The sequence below is a fragment of the Mesorhizobium sp. M7A.F.Ca.ET.027.03.2.1 genome (genome assembly GCF_003999175.1).
Taxonomy (GTDB): Bacteria; Pseudomonadota; Alphaproteobacteria; order Rhizobiales; family Rhizobiaceae; genus Mesorhizobium.
On record NZ_RZOM01000729.1, the window covers coordinates 1 to 3,205 of the forward strand.

Annotated in this window: 6 protein-coding genes; 4 read left to right on the forward strand and 2 right to left on the reverse strand. The window is 64.4% G+C overall.

Going from position 1 to position 3,205, the window contains the following annotated elements; translation table 11 throughout:
• On the reverse strand, positions 1 to 657 hold a 657-nt coding region (locus tag EN750_RS25730; protein WP_281062326.1), incomplete at its 3' end, for a beta-ketoacyl synthase N-terminal-like domain-containing protein.
• 5 nt (positions 658 to 662) lie between these two features.
• Positions 663 to 917, reverse strand: a complete 255-nt coding sequence (locus EN750_RS25735; RefSeq protein WP_013528393.1) for an acyl carrier protein — start codon at positions 915 to 917, stop codon at positions 663 to 665.
• A 222-nt stretch (positions 918 to 1,139) separates the two neighbouring features.
• Here EN750_RS25735 and EN750_RS25740 point away from each other — a divergent pair, with 222 nt between their 5' ends.
• Genes EN750_RS25740 through EN750_RS25755 form a run of 4 tightly spaced genes read left to right on the forward strand, consistent with a single transcriptional unit; the run spans position 1,140 to position 3,196 of the window.
• Entirely contained in the window at positions 1,140 to 1,979 is an 840-nt protein-coding gene (locus EN750_RS25740; RefSeq protein ID WP_127398224.1) for an urease accessory protein UreD, read from the forward strand.
• A 28-nt stretch (positions 1,980 to 2,007) separates the two neighbouring features.
• Positions 2,008 to 2,310, forward strand: coding sequence for an urease subunit gamma (locus EN750_RS25745; RefSeq protein WP_127269528.1), 303 nt, complete (start codon positions 2,008 to 2,010; stop codon positions 2,308 to 2,310).
• A 10-nt stretch (positions 2,311 to 2,320) separates the two neighbouring features.
• Positions 2,321 to 2,575: a DUF1272 domain-containing protein gene (locus tag EN750_RS25750; protein WP_127398226.1), complete on the forward strand. Its 255-nt coding sequence runs from the start codon at positions 2,321 to 2,323 to the stop codon at positions 2,573 to 2,575.
• 33 nt (positions 2,576 to 2,608) lie between these two features.
• A complete protein-coding gene (locus tag EN750_RS25755) occupies positions 2,609 to 3,196 on the forward strand; it encodes a HupE/UreJ family protein (RefSeq protein ID WP_127398227.1) in 588 nt (195 codons plus the stop codon).
• Positions 3,197 to 3,205: the final 9 nt, after the last annotated feature.

A 3,205-nucleotide genomic window follows, 5' to 3' on the forward strand; every position in this document is an offset into this window, starting at 1 on the left:
GCGGTCGGCCGAGAATGGCCGGCAGGTGTCGGGCGCCAGCACGCGCAATGCTTCCCAGCCCTTCAGGATCCCCCAAACCAGCGGCGCATCGGTGCCGCCAGCGACCATCACATCGGCGCGGCCAAGCCTGATCTGGTCGACGGCCGAGGCGATGGCGTGGTTGGAGGAGGAGCAGGCCGAGGTGACGCCGAAGACCGGGCCGCGCAGGCCCAGATTCATGCTGACATGGCCGGAGGCCGCGCTTGGCATAACCTTTGGCACGGTGAAGATACCGGCGCGGTTCTTGCCCTCGACCAGGATGGCGCGATAGCTCTCTTCGATCGCCTCCCAGCCACAGACGCCGACACCGACGACGGTGCCCATCCGATAGGTGGTGTTCTCGTTCGAAACCAGGCCGGACTGCTGCATGGCTTCCCTGGCTGCGATGGTCGCCAGCAGGCTGAAGCGGTCCATCGACACGGTCTGCTTGCGGTCGATTCCGTGATCGGGAAGCGCCTTGATTTCGCAGCCAACCTTGACCTTCAAATCATGCAACTGGGGGCTTGTGATCTGGCCGATGGCCGAGCGGCCGGCGCGCATCTCGTTCCAGATCGCGGGCGCGCTGGTGCCGAGCCCGCAAATGCCGCCCATGCCGGTGATGACAACGCGCTGCCGCATTCAGTTCAGGCTTTTTTCGCGATCAGCGCGCGCACAGCTTCGACCATGTCGCCGACGTTCTTCAGATTGCTCCAGGCGTCGACCGTGTTCATCTCGATCTCGATGCCATACTCTTCCTCAAGATCGAAGATAATCTCCGTCAGCTCGAGCGAATGGATGCCAAGCGAGGTCAATTCGGTGGTGGTGGTGATTTCTTCGCCGCCCGGCTCGGCATGAGCCTTGATCTTCGCGATGATATCCGTTGCCAGCTGGTCGGCCATTCGGTTCCTTCCCCACTATCTCGACGTTTCCCGACGCCAACTGAGCAGCGCCCCTTTTTCTCCTGGTATCAAGCCGCCGTCGTCGTTTAATACCCCCGCCAAGCGCAGCATGACCGTACCAAGGTGGTTCCCTCTATAGAAACCGAAACGTTGTCAAGCAACAAGCTATATCGAACTCCATATCGACAAAGCCGACGGAGTGCTTAACGTGCAGGCATGGATATGGGCGAACCTAGCGGCGAACATGACGGGATTTCGACGCAGCGCGTTGCGGGCGTCGCGCGGCTTTCCTGCGCGCTCAGTGAGGGCCGCACGCGCCTGCGGCGCCTCTATCAGGACGGCGCCGCCAAGATAAGAATGCCGGCCGTCTCGACCGATCCGCTCGAAGCGGTGCTGATCAACACCGCCGGCGGGATGACCGGCGGCGACCGTATCGCCTGGGAGGTGGATGTCGGCGCGGCCGCTTCGGCGTCGATCACCACGCAGACCTGCGAGAAGATCTACCGGGCGGCATCCAACCGTGCCGAAGTGCGAGTCAATTTGTCGGTCGGCGAAAATGGCCGGATCGCCTGGCTGCCGCAGGAAACCATCGTCTTCGACCGGGCGGCCTTTGCCCGCACGCTCGACGTCGAGCTTGCCGTCGGCGCCGAGGCGCTGGTGCTGGAAGCCGCCGTCTTCGGCCGCCTGGCGATGGGCGAGCGCGCCACGCAGGGCAACTTCCATGACCGCTGGCGTGTGCGCCAGGATGGCGCCCTCATTCATGCCGAGGATTTCCGCATCGGACCCGATATCGCCGCTACGCTCGACCGCCCGGCGGTTGCCGGCGGCGCGATCGCGGTGGCGACGCTGCTTCTGGTGTCGCCACGCGCCGAGGCCCTGCTCGACCGGGTTCTGGAGATCGTCGGCGACCACGGCAGCGCCAGCGTCTGGAGCGTGAAGAAATCTGGCAAGCTTCTTGCGAGGCTCTACGCCGGGGACGGCTACCGGCTGCGCCAGCGGCTGGTTCCACTCGTCGAATTGCTCAACGGAAGGGCGGGGTTGCCCAAATTATGGTCACTATAGGCCTGTCTCTACCAATCCAGGGAAACGCATGAACCTGACGCCGAGGGAAAAGGACAAGCTGCTGATCGCCATGGCGGCGATCGTGGCGCGCAAGCGGCTCGAACGCGGCGTCAAGCTCAACCATCCGGAAGCGATCGCGCTGATCACCGACTTCGTCGTCGAAGGCGCCCGCGACGGCCGTCCGGTCGCCGAACTGATGGAAGCCGGCGCTCATATCGTCAGCCGCGCGCAAGTCATGGAAGGCATCGCCGAGATGATCCATGACGTGCAGGTCGAGGCGACTTTTCCCGACGGCACCAAGCTGGTGACCGTGCACGAACCGATCCGTTGAGGAGGACAGGATGCTGGAGCTGCGTCCCAACTGCGAATGCTGCGACAAGGACCTGCCGCCGGAGGCGACGGATGCGCTGATCTGCACCTTCGAGTGCACCTTTTGCGCCGGATGCGTGGAACAGGTGTTGGGCGGCATCTGCCCCAATTGCGGCGGTGGTTTTTCGGCGCGGCCGATCCGCCCGCCAGCGATGCTGAAGAAATATCCGGCGTCGAGCAAACGCGTTCTCAAGGCTGAAGGCTGCGGTCCCAGCAAGGCGGCGTAAACACCAGACCGAGCAAAACGAAAGGCAAATAGAATGATCCCTGCCAAACGCCTCTGCCTGTCGGCGATCCTGCTGCTGGCCGCTGCCATGCCGGCCTATGCTCATGTCGGCATCGGCACGGCCTCCTCCTTCACGGCCGGCTTCATGCACCCGCTTTCCGGGCTCGATCATATGACGGTGATGGTCGCGGTCGGGCTGTGGGCGGCGCTCAAGGGCGGCAAGGCGGTTCTTGCCTGGCCGGCGGCCTTTGTCTGCGTCATGCTGGTCGGCGGCGCGCTGGGCATGCTGCACATGCCGCTGCCCTTCGTCGAACCGGGCATACTGGCATCGGTCGTGACGCTCGGGCTGCTGGTGGCGCTGGCGATCGATCTGCCGGTCTCGGCCGGGGTCGCCATCATCGGCCTGTTCGCACTTTTCCACGGCCACGCGCATGGCACCGAGGTGCCGGAGAATGCCGGCGGGCTTGAATACATGGCCGGCTTTGCCATCGCCACGCTGTTGCTGCATACCGCCGGCATCGCTGCCGGTCTCAGTCTCGGCATCCGGTTCCGTGGAGTGGCCCGTGCTGCCGGTGCCGCCTGCGCGGCGATCGGCATCGGTCTCGCCTTCGGCATCGTGTGAGGGTGACCA

Excerpts from the sequence above, each read along its gene's own strand:
- EN750_RS25735 (WP_013528393.1), bottom strand. The coding sequence starts at position 917 with ATGGCCGACCAGCTGGCAACGGATATCATCGCGAAGATCAAGGCTCAT.
- EN750_RS25740 (WP_127398224.1), top strand. The coding sequence starts at position 1,140 with ATGGGCGAACCTAGCGGCGAACATGACGGGATTTCGACGCAGCGCGTT.
- EN750_RS25745 (WP_127269528.1), top strand. The coding sequence starts at position 2,008 with ATGAACCTGACGCCGAGGGAAAAGGACAAGCTGCTGATCGCCATGGCG.
- EN750_RS25750 (WP_127398226.1), top strand. The coding sequence starts at position 2,321 with ATGCTGGAGCTGCGTCCCAACTGCGAATGCTGCGACAAGGACCTGCCG.
- EN750_RS25755 (WP_127398227.1), top strand. The coding sequence starts at position 2,609 with ATGATCCCTGCCAAACGCCTCTGCCTGTCGGCGATCCTGCTGCTGGCC.